The following is a 23,325-nucleotide window of genomic DNA, read 5'->3' as shown; positions in this document are numbered from 1 at the left end:
CGTCATCGGTATTGCGCGACCCGCGTTGCGGCTCACGCGACGGTGTGGCCCGTTCGCAGCGGCCGCTAGTTGAGGTAGGGGCTGTCGTCGATGGCGACGCCGATGCCACTGTCGAAGAAGAAGCCGCTGTCGAAGGGCCCGCGATCGCGTCTGGGACTGTCGAGCTCGGGATCGAGGAACACCGACTGGTCGCGCGCGTCGATCTGGCCGTCGTTGTATTCGTAGGAATAGCCGCCGACGCTGCGCCGGAATCCGCGCACCTGTGGCCCGCCGCGGTAGTAGTCCGACTGCGGATGCTGCGAGGCGCGCGGCCCCTTGCCACCCGAGCCGCCGGCTTCGGCCGACGCGCCGGCCAGCACGAGGCCCGCGCCCATCGCCAATGCAAAGAGAAGTCGCATCGATCCACCCCTGGATTCGAGGCCGGCGCCCACTGCCCCGGCCGCTCGAGGCGACCATACGCAGGTTGCCCTTCGTGGTCGCCTCAAAACTTCGCGTTCGCGCGCGAGCAGGTCCTCCGGGTGGCCGGTTCGCCGCACTCGCACTGACCAGAACGCTTTGCCCCCTTTTCAACCGCCTAGCGCATCAGCGCAGCGATGATCTGGTTGTTGCTCCTGGCACTTTCGACACTCGGCTGACAGATCATGGCCGACACGGCCATCAGCGACGCCAGCAGTATGGCGATCAGTTCGTCTTGCACGGCACGCACCCCACTCGTTCCGCCCCGGCCCTTCGGGCTCTGAGGGGCGGCTCCACTCACCCGGTCACGACGCTATCCGAGAGCTATGGAAACTTGGTTGACGCGCGCTGGAGCCCAGCGCGGCCACCTGCAGACCCGCGCCACAGGTGAGACAGTTTGCGCACTGATCGATCGACATTTCGATTGAGCCGACCAGCCCAGTGGGTCTAAAGCGGCCAGGGGCGGTGTCCATACAGTGTTCGATTCGCGACGCCGCGAGGCGGTTGCGACATCGTCGCCAACGAATTGCGGCCGGCCGGTGCCGGCCGCCATGGGTCCGGCAGCACCGGACATGATGGAGAGAAAAATGGACGATTTCGTCATCGGTCTGATCATTCAGCTGGTCTCGGGTGCCGTCGGCGGCAATCTCATCGGCACGATCTTCAAGAACCTCAGCCTCGGCACGCTCGGCAACTCGATCGCCGGCATTCTCGGCGGCGGCATCGGCGGGCAGATCCTGGAAAAGCTCGGGGGCGCGGCTGGCGTTGCGGTGGGCGGAGGCGCTCCGGCGGGCGGTCTCGACATCGGCTCGATCCTGACCGACGTCGCGGGCGGTGGTGCCGGTGGCGGTGTGCTGATGCTGATCGTCGGCATCCTCCGGAGCATGATGGCATCGCGCTGATCCGGCTTGGCTTCGCCATGGCTCATCGCTGGCCAGCGAAAACGATTGCCGCCGCCCGTCAACGGGCGGCGGTTCCGCGAGCAGGATGGCGTCGGCTCTCGAGGCGGGCACGCCAGCACCACCCTCCCTCGCTCATCGGGCTGTCGGCTTGTCCTCTTGCATCGCCAGTGACGATTCGAGTGGCGGCCCGACGAGTGCTTTGGAGCGCCGGATCGTCAGCGACGTCTTGACGCTGTCGACATTCGGCGCTGCCGTGAGGTCGCGTATCACGAACGTCTGGAACGCCTCGAGATCGGGCGCGACGCACTTGAGGATGAAATCGACTTCACCCGAGAGCATGTAGCATTCGCGGACCAGCGGCCACCTGCCGACCAGTTCCTCGAAGGCGGTGAGATCGGCTTCCGATTGGCGGTGCAACCCGACCATTGCAAAGGCGGTGACGGAAAAGCCGAGGCGCGGCCCGTCGAGATCCGCGTGATAGCCCCTGATGATGCCCCCGTCCTCGAGCGCCCGGACGCGGCGCAGGCACGGTGGCGCCGAAATCCCGACCCGCCCCGCCAGAGCCACGTTCGTGATGCGTCCGTCGTGTTGAAGCTCGCGAAGAATGTGGAGGTCGATGTCGTCCGGCTTGAGCTTCATGCGGTTCGGCTCGAAGAGTTGCAGCGTTGGGCGCGAGTGATTAGAGGGAGCCCTGCCGCCGGGACGCTCAGCCGAGGTGCCGAGGTGTCCGCTGCCTGCCGAGGTCGCCCGGGACGAGTGCGCGTTGCGTTGTTTAACGACCGATTTGCGAAACGAACAAGGCCTGTTCTGAAAGAAAATTGCGCTGCGCCATGCCGCACCGTGCGCTTGCGCCCATCGAGCGAGAGACGACCGTGCCATCCGAGACGATCCAACGGCATGCCCATGGTGCCCCGCCCCCGTCCTCCGGCTCGCGCCCGCCCGGTGTTCGCACGAGCGATCAGCCCGGCCACCTCGCCGGTCGGCGTTGCTGGGTCATCACCGACGGCAAGGCCGGCATGGATGTCCAGGCGCTGGGCCTTGCCGATGCGCTCGGTGTGGCGGTCACCGTCAAGCATGTATCCCCCAAGGGCCTGACGCGCCTCCTGGCCCCCTATGCCCCACTCGTCGCCAACGAGCGCCTCGGACGTCCGGGCTCGCCCCTCCAGCCACCCTGGCCGGAGCTGGCCATTGCCACCGGCCGCCTCTCGATCCCCTATCTGCGCGCCCTGGCGGCGGTGGCGGGGCCGGCGTGCTTTCGCGTCGTCTTGCAGGACCCCAAGATGCCGGCCTCGATTGCCGACCTCATCTGGGTTCCCGAGCACGATCGCAGGCGCGGCGCCAATGTCTTCACCACGCTGACGCCGCCGCACGCGCTGACGCCTGAACGCCTCGCCGGTCTGCGGGCCGCCTTGCCGACCACGATCAAGCAGTTGCCCAGTCCCCGCGCGACGGTCGTCCTCGGCGGACCGAATGCCGTCTACCCCTTCCGGCGGGCCGACTTCGAGGTGCTCGCACGGCGGCTCGGCGCGCTTTCGGCCCACGTCGCGAGCTTTCTCGTGACCCCGTCGCGGCGCAGTCCGCCGGAATTGGTGGAAGCGGTTCGCGAGGCCATCGCGGGCACACCCTCGCTGATCTGGAATGGCGCGGGCGAAAACCCATATGCCCATATGCTGGCCGCAGCCGATCTGTTGGTCGTCACCGGCGATTCCGTGAACATGACGGGAGAAGCTTGCGCCACCGGGCGGCCGGTGTATGTCTTCGAGCCGGCTGGCGGTTCGCCGAAGTTCAACCGTTTCCATGAGGCGCTGCGCAGATATGGGGCCACCCGGCCACTGCCGGAGCGCATTGGCAGCCTCGAGGGATGGAGTTACCAGCCGCTGCACTCGACGGGTCTCATCGCGCGCGAAGTCGAGCGGCGCTGGCTCGAGCGCGGCGGCGCCAGGGTGGCGGGCTGATCCGGTTGCTGGGGGCGGCCGGCGCGAAGCGCCACTCGGCCCCGGTGAAATCTGGCGAATGGCTCTGAGCGAGATGGAGGATTGGAGCATGACCCACCTGAGAATGGAACGACTTCGCGCCGCCCCGCTCCGAACCGACCCATACCTTTTCACTGTCGTGCCCGGGTTCCTCTCACCCGAGAGCCTCGCGCGAATCAACGCGACCTACCCCTTCATTGAAAAGGGCGGTTCCTATCCGATCGAGTCGCTCGAGGAGAACATGACCATCAAGGAGGTCATCGACGAACTGGATGGTCCCGAGTTCGAGGTCGCCATCGCCGAGAAGTTCGGCGTCGAACTCGACGGCCGCCCGAAGATGTACTCGCTGCGCGGCTACACGCGCGCCAAGGACGGCCAGATCCACACCGATTCCAAGGATAAGATCATCACCGTCCTCCTCTACCTCAACCAAGACTGGCAGCACGAGGGCGGCAAGCTGCGCATCCTGCGCAACGGCCACGACGTCGAGGATTACGTCGCCGAAGTGGCGCCCGACAACGGCACGCTCCTGGTCTTCAAACGCTCCGACAATTCCTGGCATGGCCACCATCCTTTCGAGGGCCCGCGCCGCTCGTTGCAGATGAACTGGATGGTTTCGGAGGGCCGCAAGGGCTTCCATCGCCTGCGTCACAAGCTGTCGGCCGTGGTCAAGAAACTGACATCGGCACGCTGACGCCCGGATGGCGCCCGCAGCGCCCAGTGCGGCAGCGACTTGGAGATGAACCGGGGAGAGAAATGGGAGAGGTCCACCACACGAAGGTGCTGATCGTCGGATCGGGTCCGGCCGGCTGCACGGCGGCCATCTACGCCGCCCGCGCCATGCTGTCGCCCGTCATGGTGCGCGGCATGCAGCCGGGCGGCCAGCTCATGATCACGACCGACGTCGAGAATTATCCGGGCTTTGCCGAGGTGATCCAGGGCCCCTGGCTCATGGAGCAAATGGAGGCGCAGGCGGTACACGTCGGAACCAGGATCATCGACGACCTCATCACCAGGGTTGATTTCTCGCGTCGTCCGTTCCGCCTCTTCGGCGACGGAGGCGACGAATATCGCGCCGATGCGGTGATCGTGGCGACGGGCGCCCAGGCCCGCTGGCTCGGGATCGCTTCGGAGGAGACGTACAAGGGCTTTGGCGTCTCGGCTTGCGCGACGTGCGACGGGTTTTTCTATCGCGACAAGGAGGTCGTGGTTGTCGGCGGTGGCAACACGGCCGTCGAGGAGGCGCTGTTCCTGACCCGGTTTGCGCGCCGTGTGGTGCTCGTTCATCGCCGCGACAGCCTGCGCGCGGAGCGGATTCTGCAGGATCGGCTCTTGCGAAACGAGCGCATCGAGGTGATTTGGGATACTGTGGTCGAGGAAATCGTCGGCAACAGCGAGCCACGCTCGGTCACCGGTGTGCGCCTGCGCAACCTCAAGACCGGGACAGAGAGCGTGCGGCCCGTGGACGGCGTCTTCATTGCCATCGGCCATAGCCCGGCGACCGAGGTGTTCCGTGGCCACTTGGCGATGCGTGCCGACGGCTATGTCACGACCGAGCCGCGTTCGACGGCAACGAGCGTGGCGGGCGTTTTTGCCGCTGGCGACGTGACCGACGACGTCTATCGTCAGGCGATCACGGCGGCCGGAATGGGGTGTATGGCGGCGCTCGAGGCCGAGCGGTTCCTTGCCGAGGAGCCGGTTTCGGCCGAGGCGGGCTGAGGCAGCGCGCGGCCCGTGCCCAGGCAGTCGCACAATCGAGCGTTCGCCACGAAGCGATCGCCAGAATGGATGGTGAGTTGTGCCGCAACGTCTGCTTCGACAGCCGAGGATGGACTGGGACAAGCTGCGCATTTTCCATGCGGCGGCCGAAGCAGGCAGCTTCACCCACGCGGGCGACCTCTTGCAGATGAGCCAATCAGCTGTCAGCCGGCAGGTTGGCGCGCTCGAGCGCGATCTCAACGTCTCCCTGTTCCATCGCCATGCCCGTGGTCTCGTTCTCACAGAGCAAGGTGAATTGTTGTACCGGACGGCCCACGACGTCTTCAACAAGCTCCAGAGCGCCGAAACGCTGCTCGCCGATTCCAAGGACAAGCCCACCGGCGAGCTGCGTGTGACGACCACCACCGGGATCGGCTCGGCATGGCTCACGCCGCGCCTCGACGAATTCCTCGAGCTCTACCCGGACATTCAGTTGAAGCTCATCCTGGCGGACCAGGAACTCGACATCTCGATGCGCGAGGCCGACTGCGGCATCTGGCTGCGCGAGCCACAGCAGAACGATCTCATCCGCCGACCGCTCTTTACCGTGCACTTGCACTGCTATGCGTCGGTCTCCTACATCCGCCGCCACGGCGCGCCGACCGGCGCCGACGACCTCGATCGCCACCGGATCATCGGTTTCGGCGGTGATCATCCGGTGTCGGTCCAGGTCTTCAATTGGTTGCAGACCGTTGGCCTTCCGGCCGGTGCCGCGCCACGTCGGTGCGCCATGGAGATCAACAACGTCTATGGCCTGATGCATGCCGTTCGCCAGGGGATCGGCCTCGCGGTTCTGCCCGACTATCTGGTCGCCAACGACAGCGACCTGGTCGCGGTGCTCGAAACCGAGGAACTGCTCGACTTCCAGACCTACTTCGTGTTCTCCGAGGAAATGCGCCACTCCAAGCGCGTCAACGTCTTTCGCGACTTCCTCATCGCCAAGGCGCGGCAATGGCGGTTCTGACGGCGAGCGCTCGGCGTAGGGCCGTCGCCGAGCCCCCGCGCCATGTTTGGCGCGCACGCCTGAATGGCGCCGGACTGAGAGACACGGACCCGGCGGCTATGCTCGCTGAGCCGAGCCGTTCATGAAGTGCGCCGATTCGTGCATAGCTCCCATGAAACCATGCGACTGGCGCAACCCGTTCGGATGCACCATTTTCCCGGGCGAAGGTCTTCCCTCCCTAGATGCCTTCAGTGGTCGCCACGGCGATCACGGTCCCGCCGATCGGGACACCTGACTAGCCCCGTCGCAATGCGACGGGGCTTTTTTCTTGTTCGGATGGGCACGGAGCAGCATCAACCCGGTGTGCCACACCACCTTTGCTCAAGCCGCCGCCGCCGTTTGTGCCTCGATCACCTGATCGGCGAGCCGGCCGGTCAGTTCCGAAAGATGGTCGAACCGGTTGGTGAAGGTCCCGACCCCCGAAGTCGCCGAGCGGATTTCGACGATGAGGTCGCCGATCTCGGCCGCCGGCATGTGCGCTTCGACCTGGTCCCAGCCGAGCCAGCCAGCGCGCGTGTCGAACCCGAGGATCTGGCCCCGGCGTCCGGAGATGATGGCGTTGATGCGCGCCGTCGCCTCGCTCGGGCACACCACCGTGACAGCCATCAACGGCTCCAGCAGCACCGGGGAGCACTGCGGCAGGCCTTCCGACATGCCGATGCGTGCGGCTGTCTTGAAGGCCATATCGGAGGAATCGACCGTATGATAGGAGCCATCGGTCAGGACCACCGACACGTCGACGACCTGAAAGCCGAGCGGCCCGCGCGCCAGCGACTCGCGTGCCCCCGCCTCGACCGAGCTGATGTACTGCTTGGGCACCACGCCGCCGGTGATCGTGTCGCTGAACTCGAAGCCGCCGCCGCGGGGCAGCGGCGCGATTCTGAGGACCACGTCGCCGAACTGGCCGTGCCCGCCCGACTGCTTCTTGTGGCGACCGCGCACTTCGGTGCTCTTGCGGATCGTCTCGCGGTAGGCGATGCGCGGCTTGCTCGCGGTCGCCGTCACGCCGAACTTGCGCTGGAGCTTTTCGAGGGCCACCCGCAGGTGCATGTCGCCCTGTCCATGCAACACCAGTTCGTGCAGGTCCTGATCGTGGTCCAGCCGAAGCGCCGGATCCTCCTCGATGATCTTCTGTAAAGCGGCGGTCAGTTTGACCTCGTCCTTGCGGTCCGCCACCGAGAGCGCCCGGGCGAAAACCGGTTGCGGCACCGGCATCGTCGCGACCATGGGCGGCTTGGTGCCATCGGCCGAGAGCGTATCGCCGGTCTTGGCGCCATCGAGGCGCACGATGGCGACGACATCGCCCGCGACGGCGGCGCCACGTTTGCGCACATCCTGGCCCATGAGCGTTGCGAGACCCGCGATTCGGTTCGACTGGTCACCGGAGGTGAGCGTCGCGGTTTCCGCCAGTTCACCCGCGAGCACGCGCGCCACCGACAGGCGCCCGCCATGCGGTGTATGCAACGTCTTGAAGACGTGCACCGCGGACTTCCCTCCGCCCAGTCCCAGCCGCTCGGCGGTCTTTTCAACGGTCGGAGCCTCATGACGCAGGGCCTTTAGCAGCCGCACGATGCCGTTGCCATGCTCGGCCGAGCCGAACAGGACCGGACAGATGAGACCCTCCTGCAACTCGCGGGCGAGATCCTCGAAGACCTTGTCGCGCGGTGGCTGCATGTCCGAGAGTAGCTGCTCCATCAGCTCGTCATCATAGTCCGCGAGCTTCTCGAGCATGTTGAAGCGTGCCTCGGACTCGCGTTCGACCATGTCCGCCGGCATGTCGATGACCACGCTCGGGGCATGCTCGCGATAGAGATGCGCGCGCTCGAGCGCGAGGTCGACGTAGCCCGTCGCGATCCCGTTCTCCCAGATCGGGATCTGGCGGAGCACCAGCGGGCGAGCGCTCGCCGGCTGCAGCAGGGAGAGGATTTCCCGCACCCGCGCGCTCGCGCGGTCGATCTTGTTGAGGAAGAGGAAGTGCGGAATGCCGCGTTCCTCGAGTTCGCGCAGAATGACCTGAAGCGCCGGGACCTTCTTTTCGTCCGGCTCGCACACCACGACCGCCGCATCGACGACGCTCAGCGCGGCGCTGGTCTCCGACTGGAATTCGATCGAACCCGGGCAGTCGATGAAGCTCATGGTTTCGCCGAGGAACTGCGTCTCGGCGCAGTTGATTTCGACACTCATGGAGTGCGCCCGCGCTTCCGGTGTCCCATCACCGAGGCAGGTGCCCTCGGCCACCGTGCCCTGACGGGCGCGGGCATCCGTTCGCGCGAGGATGGCTTCGAGAAGTGTGGTCTTGCCGCTTTGGAACGGCCCAACGAGGGCGATCGAGCGCGGACCTCTACCGCCCGGGCCGTCGGAGTCTCCCATTGCATTGATCTCCAAGGGTTGCGGACCCTCGGGCGACGCTCTCGATCTGGGTCCGGCCTCACTTCAGCACGCGCCGCCCTCGGATGCATGGTGAACGTCTCGTGACAGGCTGGCAAGATGCGTGTACCCCCTGGACCATTGCTGGGTTGATGCTCTGAACGACGCTTTGCAGCAGGTTCGCCTCGCTGCTAGAGGTCGTATTCGGTGGGGCATTGCCTGTCGGCTTGAGCTCCTGATTTGGCAGTCATTAGATGTCAGAGCATTCTCGGTCCAGTCTGCGCCAATGGTACGTCTCACAGGCGGGGAAACAGTCTGGCCCCTTCGATGACAAGCAGATGTCGGAGTTGATCGATCGGGGGCTCTTGCTCGCGGACGACCACGTCTGGATCGCCGGCTGGAGTGATTGGCAACTCGTCTCGCATGCGTTCAACCTGTCACCAAGCCCTCCAGCCTCGGTACCGGCCGACACGGTCGGGCAGGCCAGGGAGACGATCTCCAAGGGGGCACGCACGCCCATCGACGAGACCGAACATTCGCCGCGCCGCATCTCGATGGCGAAGCTGTCTGCGCTCGTCGTTGGCGCGATGGCTATCGCGAGCATTGCCGCCTATTCGGCGATGAACCTCGGAGCAACTGCCAAATCGCCGATCAGAATGGAGGCTTCTACGGGCTCGCACTTCGGGGGTGCCTGGTTTAGTCCGGACGGTGAAAGGATCGTCACCATCGAAGACGGATCGGGTGTGTTCGGTCTTCGCGACACGCGAAGCGGCGACGTCATCTCCGATTGCTCCGTTTCCGACCGACATAAAGATGACTTGAAGTTTGCGACCTTCAGCCCTGATGGACGTTGGATAGCAACCGCCTCCGAGGATGACACCGCGGCCATCTACGACGCTGCGACCTGCGCGCGGCGGTTCGTCCTCACAGGTCATGGCGATGACGTGCTCCATATTGCATTCAGCCCGGACAGCAGCCGCCTGGTGACGAGTTCCATGGACAGCGACGCCGGTCTTTGGGACGTTGCGACGGGTAAGCTTCTCGCCATCCTCGACCGGCACAGTTCCTGGGTTTTTCACGCTGAGTTCAGTCCGGACGGCAGTCGCATCCTCACGGCCTCGAGGGACAAGACGGCCAAGGTCTGGACAGGCGAGGGAGAATTTATCGGCGACTTGACCGGCCATTCCGAGAGTGTCGAGATGGCTCGTTGGAGTCCGGACGGCACACGGATTCTCACAGTTTCTGGAGACCACACGGCCCGATCCTGGGACGCGCGCACGTTGCTGGAGCAGTTTGTGCTGTCCGGCCACCAGAACTCGTTGAATGACGGGCATTTCAACGCTGACGGCAGCCGCATCGTGACCGCTTCGAACGACCAAACTGCCAGGGTTTGGGACGCCCGGTCAGGCGAACTGCTTCTGACGCTTCAGCACAACGAGAATGTCAAGACGGCTGCCTTCGCCCCGGATGGGAGTGTCATCATCACGGGCTCACTCGGCGCCTTCGCGTGGAACGCAGGTTCCGGCGGGCAGGTCGCCATGCTGCGATGTGATGCCTTTGCACCTTGGGTTCGCACTCTGGCCTTCGACCGCGACGGCATGCGACTGGCAATCGCCTCGCAGTGCAGCGACGTTTGGGTTCTCGACCCGAGCCTTGGCGCGCTCGAGGATCTGGGTCGGTTGCCGCGGTAAGGGGAACCGCCCGCCTCGCCTGTTCCGGGCAATGTCGACCATTCCAGCACTGTCACCTCGGCCTCGCCCGACCCGTGCGAGGGGTGCGGAGGGGTGCCGCCTGCGCGCGCTGTTCACGCCGCATAAGCGATGACCGGCGCATGATGGCGAGGGCGGCGGGAAGCCCGCTCGCTTCACGAAACCTTTCGCGATATTGCGCATTGACACGGACACGAGATCACCGTCACACTGTGCGACGATGCAGCGAAACGGCGACTGTCAACTGGAATTCTGCGCGGTGAGGAAGTTTGATGGGGAAAGATGTGTTGGCCAACGCCGCTCGTGCAGCCGGCTTTGCTATGGCCCCGATGGATGAGGTCGCCCCGTCCACGTTCGAAGCCGAGGCGGTAGGGCAGTCCACCGTGCCGGCGCCGCACATCGACATGCGCTTTGCCCAGGCCGAGCAAATGGTCACTGACCCTCGGTCATCGGATGACTGGTCGAGCTGGTTGTCCGGCTGGCTGGTTTGGCGTCCGGCCCGCTGAAGCCGTCATCGCCCCTATCCGGCTCGACGCGCCGATTGCCACGCGGTCCCGGAGCTGAATGACCGCGCCCGAGAGGGTGTCGACGCGGAACTGGCGCGCGGCTGCCAAGCCTGCCGCGCACGCGCCATGACCGGCAGGACATGATCGGCAGGAACTCAGGGGCGCGCACGCCCGTGGCGGATGCACGCTATCGGCATCCAGCGTCGATCGATGCCGTCGTTTCCGTTCAACTCGCGTGCATGATGCGTCGTGGTAACCCTCGAAACCGACTGGCGCTTGCGCCCGAGGGGCGGAACATGCTGAATTGTATGACCTTAACCGACGGGTAGCGGCCAAGACATGCGATTCACAGTGCCATTTCTTCTCGGCCTGGCGGCGTTCGCGCTGACGGTCTATGCCGCGAACCTGACGAGCTTTCGGGTCAACGAGGACCTGATCTTCGATATCGGGCTGGCGGGCGATGCCATCGGCTATCGCCTCGAGCGGGTCTTTGCCATGCCGCCCGACCCGGCCCTCGCGATCGGACTGTTCCTGCTGACGATCCCGGCGCTCGTCGTCTTTCATCTGTTTCGCCTGCTGTTCGGTGGCTCGACGCAGCGCCTGCGTGCCGAAGGTCGGCGGATGACGGAACGGCCGCGCTTCACCGAGGTCGAGCGACTGCTGGCGGAGGAAGCGTTGACGGCGCCGACGCCCGCGACAGCAGCCCCCACGTCCGCCACTTCCTCCACTACCGGGGCAACCGCCTCGGCCCAGCGCTCGACCCCGACGGGCACGACACCGCCAGCAACCCCTTCGGCCGCCGCGACCGCGACGACCCCGGCCTCGACCACCCGGCCGCTGTCGGCTGGCATCGCCGGCCCGACTCCTTCGACGGGTTCCGAGCGGCGTGAGACGGCCTCGCTCGGCGAGCGCTTGGCCTTCAGTGAGCGCGCGGCCGAGGCCGGCGCCGACGCGCCCGTTGTCCTTGGTGCGGCGGAAGGCAAGACCGATGACGCATCGCGCAGCAAGTGGCGCGCGATCCTCGAGAACCGTCCCAATCTCGGGGCGTTGCGCCAGCAGGCCTCCGGCATTCGCGCGAGCATCAAGCGCATGAGGGGCACGGGCGAGGGCTCGGGTGGTGGTTCGAGCGGATCGTCAGGGGCTTCCTCGGCCTGACGCTGCAACGCGGACGGCATGGCGTTGCAAGGCGACGCTGCATCGCGCGCATCCGCCAGCCGGTCCTCGTCCTGCCTATTTGAAGCTGACTGCCAGGATCTCGTAGGACTTCGATCCCTTGGGCGTGATCACTTCGGCGGTGTCCCCGATATCCTTGCCGATGAGGGCCCTGGCGATGGGTGACGAGATCGAGACCTTGCCGAGCTTCACGTCCGCCTCGAACTCGCCGACGATCTTGTAGGTCACCTCTTCCTCGGTGTCCTCGTCGACGAGCCTCACGGTTGCGCCGAACTTCACGCTCGTTCCGCTGAGCTGGGCGACGTCGATCACCTCGGCGCGCGAGAGCTTGTCCTCGAGCTCCGCCACCCGCGACTCGTTCAGCCCCTGGGCCTCCTTGGCGGCGTGGTACTCGGCATTCTCCGAGAGGTCACCGTGCGCTCGCGCCTCCGCGATGGCCTGGATGATGCGCGGACGCTCGACGGCCTTGAGACGGTGCAGCTCGGCCTCGAGTGCGGCGTGACCCTCCACGGTCATCGGGACTTTGTCGATCGCCATAGCCAACTCCTTGGGGTCCGGCCCGGACGGCCGGCGGAAGCGAGGAATGATTGCACAGGAACCCGTGACGAACGTCAATCGCCTCGGAGCGGAGCGCACATCAAAGCTTGGGGTCTAGACGGCGTCGGAATGGACGTAGCTTTGTAATGGTGCAACCGAGAGCTGTCCGCTTCGCAGGGCTCGAATGGCCCGCGTCACGGCCAGAACGCCGGCCAGCGTTGTATAATATGGGATGTGATAGAGCAAGGCGGTACGTCTGATGTCCTTGGAGTCGTTGATCGCCTTGCTACCCTCGGTGGTATTGAAGACCATTTCGATCTGACGGTTCTTCATGGCATCGACGATATGGGGACGCCCCTCGAGCACCTTGTTCACGTGCTGGCAGGCGAGCCCATGGGCCTCGAGGTGCCGACGCGTTCCGCGTGTCGCGACCACCTCGAAGCCCATTTCGATGAGGTCACGGACCGGCGCGACGATCCCGTCCTTGTCGCTGTCCTTGACGGAGACGAAGACGGTTCCCGAAGCGGGCAGTGTGGTGCCGCTCCCGAGCTGGCTCTTGGCGAAGGCGATCGCATAGTCACGGTCGATCCCCATGACTTCACCGGTCGAGCGCATCTCCGGCCCGAGAATCGGATCGACCCCGGGAAAGCGGGCGAATGGGAAGACGGCTTCCTTGACGGCAACGTGCCGCAGGTTCCTGTCGACGAGCCCGAAAGTCGCGAGTGGCGTACCGGCCATCACCCGCGACGCGATCCCCGCGACCGGTTGACCGATCACCTTGGCCACGAACGGCACGGTCCGGCTCGCCCTTGGATTGACCTCCAGCAGATAGATCTCGCCATCCTTGATCGCGAACTGCACGTTCATGAGGCCGGTGACCCCGAGCGCCCGGGCGAGCGCGACGGTCTGGGCCTTGAGCTCCTCGACCATCCCGGGCGCGAGCGAATGCGGCGGCAGCGAGCACGCCGAGTCCCCCGAATGGATGCCGGCTTCCTCGATGTGCTCCATGACGCCGGCGACGAACACCTCCCGACCGTCGGCGAGCGCGTCCACGTCGACTTCGATCGCATCGCGCAGGTAGCGGTCGATCAGCACTGGCGAACCTTCCGAGACGGCCACCGCCCGCGCCATGTAATGCGCCAGTTCCTCGTCGTCGTGGACGATCTCCATCCCCCGCCCGCCGAGCACGTAGGAAGGACGGATCACGACCGGATAGCCGATCCGGGCCGCGATCGCTGCCGCCTGCTCGATGGAACTCGCCATGCCGTTGGCGGGCTGTCGCAACTGCAGCTTCTCGACAAGCGCGGCGAAACGGTCGCGATCCTCGGCAAGGTCGATGGCATCCGGGCTCGTGCCGAGAATGGTGATGCCGGCGGCCTCGAGCGGGCGGGCGAGTTTCAGCGGCGTCTGGCCGCCGAACTGCACGATCACCCCCTTGACGGTGCCGTTCGTCTGCTCCTTGCGGATGATCTCGATGACGTCCTCGGCCGTCAGCGGCTCGAAGTAGAGGCGGTCCGAGGTATCGTAGTCTGTCGAGACGGTCTCGGGATTGCAGTTGACCATGATGGTTTCGTAGCCCGCCGCCGACAGCGAGAACGCGGCATGGCAGCAGCAGTAGTCGAACTCGATACCCTGGCCGATGCGGTTCGGGCCGCCCCCGAGGATCACGATCTTTTCCCGGGCGCTCGGGGCGGCTTCGCACGCGGGCGCGCCGTCGAGACCGTCCTCGTAAGTGGCGTACATGTAGGCCGTCGGGGAGGCGAACTCGGCCGCGCACGTGTCGATGCGCTTGTAGACCGGCACGACTCCGAGCCCGCGGCGCAGCGCCTCGACCTCGGCCGCGCTCTTGCCCGAGAGGCGCGCGAGGCGCGGATCGGAAATGCCCATGGACTTGAGTGCGAGCATCTGGCGCCGGGTGTCCGGCAGGCCGTGCACGCGCACGCGCTCCTCGGTCTCCACGATCTCGCGGATGCGCGCGAGGAACCACGGATCGATCCCGCAGCAGTCGTGGATCTGCGCATCGTCCATACCGTGCCGCATCGCCTGGGCGACCTTCAGCAGGCGGTCGGGTGCCGGTCTGCCGAGTTCGGCGCGGATGATGTTCTTGTCGTCGCCCTGCCCGAGGCCCTCGAACTCGATATCATCGAGCCCCGCAAGCCCCGTCTCGAGTGAGCGCAGCGCCTTCTGGAGCGATTCCGCGAACGTGCGCCCGATCGCCATCGCCTCGCCGACCGACTTCATCGAGGTGGTGAGCGTGGTATCGGCGCCGCGGAACTTCTCGAAGGCAAAGCGCGGGATTTTCGTGACGACATAATCGATCGTCGGCTCGAACGAGGCGGGCGATGCCCCGCCCGTGATGTCGTTGTCGAGTTCATCGAGGGTGTAACCGACGGCGAGCCGCGCGGCGACCTTGGCGATGGGAAAGCCGGTCGCCTTGGAGGCGAGTGCCGAAGAGCGCGAAACGCGCGGGTTCATCTCGATGACGACGAGCCGCCCATCCGTTGGATTGACCGCGAACTGCACGTTCGAACCGCCGGTCTCCACCCCGATCTCGCGCAGCACCGCGATCGAGGCGTTGCGCATGATCTGGTATTCCTTGTCGGTCAGCGTCAGGGCCGGCGCGACGGTGATCGAGTCGCCCGTATGCACGCCCATCGGATCGACGTTCTCGATGGAGCACACGATGATGCAGTTGTCGTCCCTGTCGCGGACGACCTCCATCTCGTATTCCTTCCAGCCGAGCACGCTCTCTTCGACCAGAACCTCGTTGGTCGGCGAGGCATCGACACCGCGCTCGACGATCGCGAGGAACTCCTCGCGATTGTAGGCGATACCGCCGCCCTGACCGCCGAGCGTGAAGGACGGGCGGATGACGACCGGAAAACCCAGCCTTTGCGCGATCGCCAGAGCCTTCGAGCGCGCCTCGGGCGTCAGCTCCAGGATGGCCTTGCCATCGCTGAGGATCGGGTTGCCCCGCTCGTCGACCGCCTCGCGCAGCATCCCCTGCAATGTCTCGCCACGCGGCGTCTCCACCCCGATGCGGGCCATGGCCTGCTTGAACTGCTCACGGTCCTCGGCCTTGTTGATCGCCTCGGCCCGCGCCCCGATCATCTCGACGCCATGACGCGCGAGGACCCCCTTGCGCTCGAGGGCGAGCGCCGTATTGAGCGCCGTCTGGCCCCCCATGGTCGGCAGCAGTGCCATGCGCTCGCTGGGATGCGCCGCCCGCTCGCGCTCGATGATCCGCTCGACGATTTCGGGTGTGATCGGCTCGATATAGGTCGCGTCGGCGACATCGGGGTCGGTCATGATCGTCGCCGGGTTCGAATTGACCAGGACGATCCGGTAGCCCTCGGCCTTCAGCGCCTTGCAGGCCTGTGTGCCCGAATAGTCGAATTCGCAGGCTTGGCCGATCACGATCGGCCCAGCCCCGATGATGAGGATGGAATGGATGTCGGTGCGTTTTGGCATCGAGGCGTCCGTCTACTGCACGATCGGCGCGTTGGCCAGCGGTGATTGCGCTCTTACACCGGCTTGTGCAAGTGCGAAGGCCGCTTCTCGACCGTCGCGTTCCTGCGCGAGGCGCGGCCGGGCCCGAGTGCGCCGGCATCACATCTGCGTGGCCTCCAAGGGCTGGCATGCGCTCGTCATGTTCATGTGCGTTGATAGTGGAACAAGTGATTTTCTTGTCGGTTGTCCACTGCAGCGGGGTGTGCACCCGCCAAACAAGAAGAAAGCAATGAACGATGAACTCGATGATGGTCCTCTATCGCGCCGCTGCCGGTGACTACCGCGCCGACCTCGCTCGTCACGCCGCCTGGTCCTGCACCCTCGATCGCTTGTTCCGTCTCGTCGCCGGCCGGCGCGCGCCGTCCATGCCGAGCGCACTGATCGCGGTGAAGTCCTTGCGGAACGGCGCCCGCCCGTGACCGCCGACGCCCGCAAGACGCAGTCGGGTCAGCCCGCGGACTTGCCGAACCTCTTGCGCAAGTCCTCGCAAGGGTCGGCTCGCTCGGCACGTGGCACGAAGACGGCGAAATCGGCTGCCGCCCGGCCCTGCGGATCGCGCGGCACGTAGCCCGCGGGATCCATGGCGTCCGCGCTCACCTCGATCACCACGACGCTGACGATGTGGCGCGTCGGTGCCAGCCGGCGAAGATACCAGGCAACACCCCGGTCGTCGCGCACGTGTCCATTTCCAGCGATGAGGACGGCGCCACCACCGGCGTCCGCTGCCACCAGCGCCGCCGCCATCCAACCGTCCCGGTAGCGCTGCACACTCACCATCGGCGCCATGGCATCCGCCGGCATCAGATTGCAGTGGCCGACGACCAGTTCATCGACCAGTGCCTCGCCGAGCGGTGCCTCGAGATCGGCATCGAGGCCGAGTGCACGCCGCGTCGCCTCGTCCAACGCCGCCGGGCCTTGCCGGGCGAGCTGGCGCACCCGCTCGCGGGTGTCGCTGCCGGGTCGGATCGCGAGCCCGGACCCCATGATCGCCTCGATGAGCGGGCGATAGAGCGTCCTGTCCGGCCAGCCGCTCGCCTCCCAGGAGACGCCCTCGAAAAAGGCATCGGCCGCGATCGTTGCGGCCTGCGGCGCGAGTGTTCCGCTCGTCCCGTCCGGCAGGTTCGCTGTCTGGTCGTTCCGCACCATCTCCATCACGACCGCCGGTGGTCGCCGCCGACGCTGAGCGAGGGCCTCGACGGCGAGTGCCTGGATTCGATGTGCGTCCCCGTTGTCGTGCACCTCGCCGAGCAGGGCGAAATCCGTGCCGAGCAGGGCCTCGATCATGGTCCGCGGCGCAACGAGGCCGTCCGCTTCCCGGCTCCACACTCGGCCGACGAGCGGATGGTCCTGCAACTCATCGGATTGCCATTCCGAGAGGATCGGTGCGGGCAACCCGACGGTTGCCGCGTTCGTGCCGCCGCGCAGTTCTCCGGCGGTGGCGACGGACCAGCCGCCGACCAGGGTGAACGTGCTCGCCGCGAGGAAGGCGAGGGCCGCTGCGAGCCCTCCACTCATGGCCGGCCGATCTCGCGCCGGCCCGTTTTGCCCGTGCGCATCATCTCGACGAACCGCGCAAAAAGGTAGTGGCTGTCCTGCGGGCCGGGCGACGCCTCGGGGTGGTATTGCACCGAGAACACCGGACGGCCCTTGAGGCGGATGCCGCAGTTCGAGCCGTCGAACAGCGAGACGTGCGTTTCCTCGACGGTCTCGGGCAGGCTCTCGCGATCGACCGTGAAGCCGTGGTTCATCGAGGTGATCTCGACCTTGCCGGTCGTGTGGTCCTTGACCGGATGGTTCGCCCCGTGGTGCCCTTGGTGCATCTTGCTGGTGCGTGCGCCGAGCGCGAGGGCCAGCATCTGGTGGCCGAGGCAGATGCCGAACAGCGGCTTGCCGCTCGCCACCAGCTTCTCGATGATCGGCACCGCGTAACTCCCCGTTGCGGCCGGATCGCCGGGGCCGTTGGACAGGAATATCCCGTCCGGCCCGCGCGCCAGGATCGCCTCGGCGCTGGTTTCGGCTGGCACGACGGTCACCCGGCAGCCGGCCGCCACGAGGCACCGAAGGATGTTCCTCTTCAAACCGTAGTCCACTGCCACTACATGGAACCCGAGATCGTCCGGCCGGCGATAGCCTTGGCCCCACGCCCAGGTGCCCTCGTCCCAGGTAGCAGACTGCGCCGTCGTGACCTCACTCGCGAGATCGGCGCCGTCGATACCCGACCAGTTCCTTGCCTCATGGGCGAGGCGATCGAGGTCGAACCGGCCGAGCGGATCGTGGGCGATGACGCCATTCGGCATGCCACGCTCGCGGATGCGCGCGGTGAGCGCGCGGGTGTCGATGCCGCAAAGCCCGATGATGCCGCGCGCCTTCAGCCATTCGTCGAGATGCTGGACGGCCCGGTAGTTGCTCGGTCCCGTGACGTCGGCCCGCATGATGCAACCGCGCACACCGGATCGGGCCGCGAGATTGAAGGTTTCGCTGTCCTCGGAGTTCGTGCCGACGTTGCCGATGTGGGGAAATGTGAAGGTGATGATCTGTCCGGCGTACGACGGGTCGGTGAGGATCTCCTGGTAGCCCGTCATGGCGGTATTGAAGCAAACCTCCCCGGCCGCGCTCCCGACCGCGCCAATTGCCCGGCCGCGGATCACCAGACCGTCGGCGAGAACGAGCACGCCGGTCGGGCGTTCCTCGTGTTCGGCAGGCCATGCAGGGACGTGCCGCGACTTTGCGTCGGTGCTGTTCATGCGCTCGTGTCCTGGTGTCGGTTGGCAGGTTGTCGCTTGCGGGTGTGGCGGGTCGTCCGCCCGCCGGCTGGCCCGATCGGGCCCTGCAACGACAGGGTCCGTTCACTCGGGCGGAACGTAGGAGGATGGTGCCGTCAGGTCAACGCGCGAGGAATTGCGGGGCGAAAATGGCGGCGCGGGGTTGTGGGCAGGCGTGATTCGGACCTAGATGGGCCGGGCCGCCGAGCCGTTGGAATGGAGCGATTGCAGTGCGCACCGAGATCAACGAGGCACTGAAGGCAGCCATGAAGGGCCAGGAGCGTCGGCGCACGTCGACCCTCCGGCTGATCACGGCGGCGATAAAGGATCGCGACATTGCCGCGCGCACCGCTGGCGGCGAGAGCGTGAGCGACGCCGAGATCCTCGACATCCTGGCAAAGATGATCAAGCAGCGCCGCGAATCGGCCGAAACCTATGAGGGCGCCGGCCGGCTCGACCTTGCCGAGCAGGAGCGCGAGGAGATCACGATCATCGAGGGTTTTCTGCCGCGCCAGCTCACCGAGGCCGAAACCGAGGCTGCTGTCGATGCCACCCTCGCCGAACTCGGCTGTTCGGGGCTGAAGGACATCGGCCGCACCATGGGCCGGCTCAAGGAAAAGTACGCGGGTCAAATGGATTTCGCCAAGGCGAGCGCGCTGGTCAAGCGACGCCTCGGCTGACACGGAAAGGTGGAGCGCGCTCGCGTCTCGCCGCCGCTGGCGCGATCGGTTCGATCGGGTACGCCATCGCGGGGCTTCCACCGGCGATGAACAGCCTTTCCCCAATTGCTCGGTGGGCGCCCGGCAATACGCCGGCCCGGGACCGAATCAGTCTACCAATTGGGCCATCAATCGCCATCGGCCCGCCGTTCCGGTCGCCACCGCTCGCCCCGAAGGCCGTCGCCCATGCGCTTTCCGCCGCAACTGCTCGACGAAATTCGTGCCCGCCTTCCGGTGAGCCAGGTCGTGTCGCGCCGGGTCCGCCTGCAGCGCCGGGGCCGCGAGTATGTCGGCTTGAGCCCGTTCAAGGAGGAAAAGACACCCTCCTTCACCGTGAACGACCAGAAGAGCTTCTATCACTGCTTCTCGACGGGCGAGCATGGCGACATCTTCAAGTTCCTGATGACGACCGAGGGGGTGAGCTTTTCGGAGGCCGTCGAACGGCTGGCCGAGGAGGCGGGTGTTGCCCTGCCCAAGGCGTCACCGACCATGGTCCGCCAGGAGGAGGAGCGCGACCGCCTGCTCGAATTGATGGCGGCGAGCGAGGACTTCTATCGCGGCCAGCTCGCGCGTTCCGTCGGGCGCGAGGCCGCCGCCTATCTCGATCGCCGCGGGCTCGACCGCGAGGTCCGCGATGTCTTCTCCATCGGCTTTGCCCCCGGCGATCGCCAAGCGCTGCGCGCGCACCTTGCGGCCAAGGGCTTCACCGATGCCGAGATGGCGCGGGCCGGTATGACCGTCGCCGGACCGGACATCCGTGAGCCGTACGACCGCTTCCGCAATCGCGTGATGTTCCCGATCGCCGATCTGCGTGGTCGCACCATCGCCTTCGGCGGGCGCGCGCTCGAGCCGGGTCAGCCGGCGAAATATCTGAACTCGCCGGAGACGCCCCTCTTTCACAAGGGCAGCGTCCTTTTCAACGCCCACCGCGCCCGCCCGGCCAGCCACGACACCGGCGAGGTCGTGGTCGCGGAAGGTTACATGGACGTCATCGCCTTCTGGCGGGCCGGCATACGCCATGCCGTCGCCCCGCTCGGCACGGCGTTGACCGAGGACCAACTGGCGCAGCTCTGGCGGATGGCGCAGGAACCCATCCTCTGCTTCGACGGCGACGGGGCCGGCCGGCGGGCCGCGCTCCGCGCGCTCGAACTCGCGCTGGAGCGGCTACAACCGTCGCGCAGCCTGCGCTTTGCGTTCATGCCGGATGGTCTCGACCCCGACGACCTGCTCGCCCAGCAGGGAGCCGAAGCGGTCGCCGCGACACTTCGCGCCGCCCGCCCGCTCGCCGACGTGCTCTGGCAGTCGACCTTCGAGAGTGGTGACTGGTCGACACCCGAACGGCGCGCCGGTCTCAAGGCACTGCTGCTCGGCAAGGCCCAGCGCATCGCCCACCCGGAGGTGCGGCGGAACTACGAGCGCGACCTCTCGGATCGCCTCTGGGCGGCATTCGCATCGACGCACGCAGGGCGCGGCGAGCGCACGTTCGCCAATCGTGAGCGCGCGCCGGCGAGGCGGGGCATGGCGGCCGGCGGGGCCGATCGCGCGGCCGGCCCGCATGGTCCGAGGCAGGCCGGTCTGCCCGGCTACTCCGAGGCCCTGACCCGCTCGCTCCTCGTTGCCAGCCCCGAGGCTGCCGCCACCGCGCGCGACGCGGTGCTGCTGCTGACGCTGCTCAACCATCCCTGGCTGATCGATCGCGACGATGAGACGATCGCCGGCCTCGCGATCGCCAATGCGTTGCTCGCGGGCCTTCGTGACGCTCTACTCGCGCTCCATGCCGAGGCCGAGGTTCTTGACACGATTGACCTTCGCAATCATCTAGACGGTTTGGGGCAAGGGCCGGCACTGGCCCTCGTGGACCGTTCGACACTGCACGAGACGCATGGCTTTGCCCGCCCTGAGACCCCCGACGACGTGGTTCTTGCAGGATGGGCGGACCTCATCGCGGCCAAGCGACTGGACGAACTGGGGGCGGCGATCGCGATGGCCGAGAGGGAATTCAACGCGACCGGCACCGAGGGGGCCTTGGAGCACCTCATGGCCCTGAAGGACGAGCAAGCCAAGTTCGGAATGTGAATTGATCGGCCCGCGTCGCGCCGGCATGGCGTGGAATCGACGGGTGGGTAGGGAGCGGCCGACGGCGATGGGCAGAGTCCCGTGGCACAGGCCGCAGCCGTCCGCGAGGACGGTTTGCCTTCGGAGTGCAATATGGCGACGACTGCGAAAACCGACGAGCAGGCCAAGAAGACGAAGGATGCCAAGGACGGTCCCGTCCTCGATCTGACCGATCAGTCGGTCAAGCGCCTGATCAAGTCGGCCAAGCAGCGTGGCTTCGTTACGTACGACGAACTCAACGAAGTGCTTCCCGAGGAGGAGGTGACCTCCGAGCGCATCGAGGACATCATGGCGATGTTCTCGGACATGGGCATCAACGTGATCGACGCCGAGGACGCCGACGAGGAGGGGGCGGCCGAGCCAGTCGCCGATGACGAGGACGAGATCGAGGACGACGAAGAGACCGCCATTGCCCCCCGCGCCAAGAAGGCGGTGGTGAAGAACGGCGCCCGTTCCGAACCGTCCGAGCGCACCGACGATCCGGTCCGCATGTATCTGCGCGAAATGGGTTCGGTCGAGTTGCTCTCGCGTGAGGGCGAGATCGCCATTGCCAAGCGCATAGAGGCTGGCCGCGAGGCCATGATCGCCGGCCTCTGCGAAAGCCCGCTGACCTTCCAGGCCATCATCATCTGGCGCGACGAACTGGCCGAAGCAAAAATCCTCCTGCGCGACATCATCGACCTCGAGGCGACCTACGACGGACCGGATGCCAAGGATGCGGCGGTCGACGGTGAGGGGGGCGCCGCGTCGGCGAGCGCCGCTATTACCGCCGAGCCGAACGGCCAGGTCCCCGCGTCGGAGGCATCCCCGCGCTCGGGCGAATCCGGTGACGGCGATACCGATGGCGATCTCGAGGACGATGAGGACGACATGGACGCGGGCATCTCGCTCTCGGCCATGGAAGCCGAACTCAAGCCCCGGGTCGTCGAGACCTTCGACCGGATCGCGGCGAGCTACAAGAAGCTGCGTCGCCTTCAGGACCAACTTGTCGAGCGCAAGCTCCAGGACGAGGATCTCTCTGCCTCTCAGGAAAAGCGCTACCGCAAGCTGCGCGAGGAGATCATCGCGGACGTCAAGAGCCTTTCGCTCAACAACAACCGCATCGAGGCGCTGGTCGAGCAGATCTACGACATCAACAAGCGGCTGATGAGCCTCGAAGGCCGCCTCGCTCGCCTCGCCGACAGCTACGGCGTCTCGCGCAAGCAGTTCACCGGCGAATACTACGGCAACGAACTCGACACCGGCTGGCTCGAGCGTGTCGGTGGCATCGACAAGCGGTGGGGACAGTTCGCCAAGGGCGAGCGCCGGCAGGTCGAGCACCTGCGCGGTGAGATTCACCAGCTCGCCGCCGAAACCGGCCTCGAGATCGGCGAATTCCGCCGCATCGTCAAACATGTCCAGAAGGGCGAGCGCGAGGCGCGGATCGCCAAGAAGGAAATGGTGGAAGCGAACCTGCGCCTCGTCATCTCCATCGCCAAGAAATACACCAACCGCGGCCTGCAGTTCCTCGACCTCATCCAGGAGGGCAACATCGGCCTGATGAAGGCGGTCGACAAGTTCGAGTACCGGCGCGGCTACAAGTTCTCCACCTATGCGACCTGGTGGATCCGGCAGGCGATCACCCGCTCGATCGCCGACCAGGCGCGCACCATCCGCATCCCCGTGCACATGATCGAGACGATCAACAAGATCGTGCGCACGTCACGCCAGATGCTGCACGAGATCGGTCGCGAGCCGACGCCGGAAGAACTCGCCGAAAAGCTCGCCATGCCGCTGGAGAAGGTGCGCAAGGTCCTCAAGATCGCCAAGGAGCCGATCAGCCTCGAGACGCCGAT

General features: G+C 66.2%; 19 protein-coding genes. 12 read left to right on the top strand and 7 right to left on the bottom strand.

The window, feature by feature from the left end; translation table 11 throughout:
* Window positions 1-65: 65 nt before the first annotated feature.
* Window positions 66-398 (bottom strand): hypothetical protein, encoded by a 333-nt coding sequence (locus GC150_07770; protein MBI1384790.1) that lies wholly within the window; start codon window positions 396-398, stop codon window positions 66-68.
* Window positions 399-1,043: 645 nt separating this feature from the next.
* On the opposite strand from GC150_07770, the gene GC150_07765 reads away from it, so the two are divergent.
* The gene (locus GC150_07765; protein ID MBI1384789.1) at window positions 1,044-1,358 is read left to right on the top strand and encodes a hypothetical protein; all 315 of its coding nucleotides are present in this window, start codon (window positions 1,044-1,046) and stop codon (window positions 1,356-1,358) included.
* Between the two features lie 132 nt (window positions 1,359-1,490).
* On the opposite strand, the gene GC150_07760 is transcribed toward GC150_07765, so the two are convergent.
* A complete protein-coding gene (locus tag GC150_07760) occupies window positions 1,491-1,997 on the bottom strand; it encodes a winged helix-turn-helix transcriptional regulator (protein ID MBI1384788.1) in 507 nt (168 codons plus the stop codon).
* Between the two features lie 191 nt (window positions 1,998-2,188).
* Here GC150_07760 and GC150_07755 point away from each other — a divergent pair, with 191 nt between their 5' ends.
* From GC150_07755 to GC150_07740, 4 genes are all read left to right on the top strand, one after another.
* On the top strand, window positions 2,189-3,313 hold the full coding sequence (locus GC150_07755) for a hypothetical protein (GenBank protein ID MBI1384787.1): 1,125 nt from the start codon (window positions 2,189-2,191) through the stop codon (window positions 3,311-3,313).
* A gap of 58 nt (window positions 3,314-3,371) precedes the next feature.
* Window positions 3,372-4,025: a 2OG-Fe(II) oxygenase gene (locus GC150_07750; protein MBI1384786.1), complete on the top strand. Its 654-nt coding sequence runs from the start codon at window positions 3,372-3,374 to the stop codon at window positions 4,023-4,025.
* A gap of 62 nt (window positions 4,026-4,087) precedes the next feature.
* On the top strand, window positions 4,088-5,050 hold the full coding sequence (gene trxB, locus GC150_07745) for a thioredoxin-disulfide reductase (GenBank protein ID MBI1384785.1): 963 nt from the start codon (window positions 4,088-4,090) through the stop codon (window positions 5,048-5,050).
* A gap of 109 nt (window positions 5,051-5,159) precedes the next feature.
* On the top strand, window positions 5,160-6,053 hold the full coding sequence (locus GC150_07740) for a LysR family transcriptional regulator (GenBank protein MBI1384784.1): 894 nt from the start codon (window positions 5,160-5,162) through the stop codon (window positions 6,051-6,053).
* 360 nt (window positions 6,054-6,413) lie between these two features.
* Here GC150_07740 and GC150_07735 read toward each other — a convergent pair whose 3' ends face one another.
* Window positions 6,414-8,462 carry an elongation factor G gene (locus GC150_07735; GenBank protein MBI1384783.1) on the bottom strand — a complete coding sequence of 683 codons (2,049 nt, stop codon included), beginning with the start codon at window positions 8,460-8,462 and terminating at the stop codon, window positions 6,414-6,416.
* A 251-nt stretch (window positions 8,463-8,713) separates the two neighbouring features.
* Between GC150_07735 and GC150_07730 the strand changes: the two genes are divergently transcribed.
* The 3 genes from GC150_07730 (at window position 8,714) to GC150_07720 (ending at window position 11,829) form a co-directional block, all read left to right on the top strand.
* Window positions 8,714-10,150, top strand: a complete 1,437-nt coding sequence (locus GC150_07730) for a DUF4339 domain-containing protein (protein MBI1384782.1) — start codon at window positions 8,714-8,716, stop codon at window positions 10,148-10,150.
* 290 nt (window positions 10,151-10,440) lie between these two features.
* Window positions 10,441-10,674: a hypothetical protein gene (locus GC150_07725; protein MBI1384781.1), complete on the top strand. Its 234-nt coding sequence runs from the start codon at window positions 10,441-10,443 to the stop codon at window positions 10,672-10,674.
* Window positions 10,675-11,013: 339 nt separating this feature from the next.
* Window positions 11,014-11,829, top strand: a complete 816-nt coding sequence (locus GC150_07720) for a hypothetical protein (GenBank protein ID MBI1384780.1) — start codon at window positions 11,014-11,016, stop codon at window positions 11,827-11,829.
* A gap of 75 nt (window positions 11,830-11,904) precedes the next feature.
* On the opposite strand, the gene greA is transcribed toward GC150_07720, so the two are convergent.
* Window positions 11,905-12,384 (bottom strand): transcription elongation factor GreA, encoded by a 480-nt coding sequence (gene greA / locus GC150_07715; protein MBI1384779.1) that lies wholly within the window; start codon window positions 12,382-12,384, stop codon window positions 11,905-11,907.
* 114 nt (window positions 12,385-12,498) lie between these two features.
* Window positions 12,499-15,855, bottom strand: coding sequence for a carbamoyl-phosphate synthase large subunit (carB, locus tag GC150_07710; GenBank protein ID MBI1384778.1), 3,357 nt, complete (start codon window positions 15,853-15,855; stop codon window positions 12,499-12,501).
* A 275-nt stretch (window positions 15,856-16,130) separates the two neighbouring features.
* On the opposite strand from carB, the gene GC150_07705 reads away from it, so the two are divergent.
* On the top strand, window positions 16,131-16,313 hold the full coding sequence (locus tag GC150_07705) for a hypothetical protein (protein ID MBI1384777.1): 183 nt from the start codon (window positions 16,131-16,133) through the stop codon (window positions 16,311-16,313).
* 28 nt (window positions 16,314-16,341) lie between these two features.
* Here GC150_07705 and GC150_07700 read toward each other — a convergent pair whose 3' ends face one another.
* Complete coding sequence (locus GC150_07700) at window positions 16,342-17,409, bottom strand: hypothetical protein (protein MBI1384776.1); 1,068 nt, start codon at window positions 17,407-17,409, stop codon at window positions 16,342-16,344.
* Window positions 17,406-18,638: a glutamine-hydrolyzing carbamoyl-phosphate synthase small subunit gene (gene carA / locus GC150_07695; GenBank protein MBI1384775.1), complete on the bottom strand. Its 1,233-nt coding sequence runs from the start codon at window positions 18,636-18,638 to the stop codon at window positions 17,406-17,408. The genes GC150_07700 and carA overlap by 4 nt, the downstream gene beginning before the upstream one ends.
* 248 nt (window positions 18,639-18,886) lie before the next feature.
* Between carA and GC150_07690 the strand changes: the two genes are divergently transcribed.
* From GC150_07690 to rpoD, 3 genes are all read left to right on the top strand, one after another.
* Window positions 18,887-19,336, top strand: a complete 450-nt coding sequence (locus GC150_07690) for a GatB/YqeY domain-containing protein (GenBank protein MBI1384774.1) — start codon at window positions 18,887-18,889, stop codon at window positions 19,334-19,336.
* Window positions 19,337-19,561: 225 nt separating this feature from the next.
* Entirely contained in the window at window positions 19,562-21,451 is a 1,890-nt protein-coding gene (locus GC150_07685) for a DNA primase (GenBank protein MBI1384773.1), read from the top strand.
* Window positions 21,452-21,583: 132 nt separating this feature from the next.
* The coding region (gene rpoD / locus GC150_07680) for an RNA polymerase sigma factor RpoD (protein MBI1384772.1) at window positions 21,584-23,325 on the top strand (1,742 nt) is incomplete at its 3' end.

Source organism: Hyphomicrobiales bacterium (assembly GCA_016125495.1).
Classification (GTDB): domain Bacteria; phylum Pseudomonadota; class Alphaproteobacteria; order Rhizobiales; family RI-29; genus RI-29.
This window is presented reverse-complemented; position numbering and strand designations above follow the sequence as displayed.